Source organism: Paraburkholderia sp. SIMBA_027 (assembly GCF_046535315.1).
GTDB classification, from domain to species: domain Bacteria; phylum Pseudomonadota; class Gammaproteobacteria; order Burkholderiales; family Burkholderiaceae; genus Paraburkholderia; species Paraburkholderia tropica.
The window spans coordinates 1-246 of sequence record NZ_JAWRWY010001339.1 but is presented as its reverse complement, the minus strand read 5'-3'; the positions used below and the strand labels follow the sequence as shown (position 1 = coordinate 246).

At 59.3% G+C, this 246-nt stretch carries 1 protein-coding gene; it reads right to left on the bottom strand.

Annotated elements, in window-relative coordinates:
* The coding region (locus SB764_RS43525; protein WP_410867244.1) for a recombinase family protein at positions 1-246 on the bottom strand (246 nt) is incomplete at both ends.

Here is a 246-nt window from a genome sequence, read left to right as displayed (position 1 = left end):
CTTCTCATTGAGCCGAGCGGGACGGCCGAGGGTCTTGCCTTCCGACTTGGCTCGTTTGAGGCCCGACTGCGTGCGTTCGATCAGCAGATCACGCTCGAACTGAGCGACGGCATTGATGACGCTCATCGTCATCTTCCCGGCGGAACTCGCCAGATCGACGCCGCCGAGGGCCAGACAATGGACAAAATTCAGGATCAACAGGAGCTGTTCGGCGTACCGACCGATGAGGATAGTCTGATCCGTCAC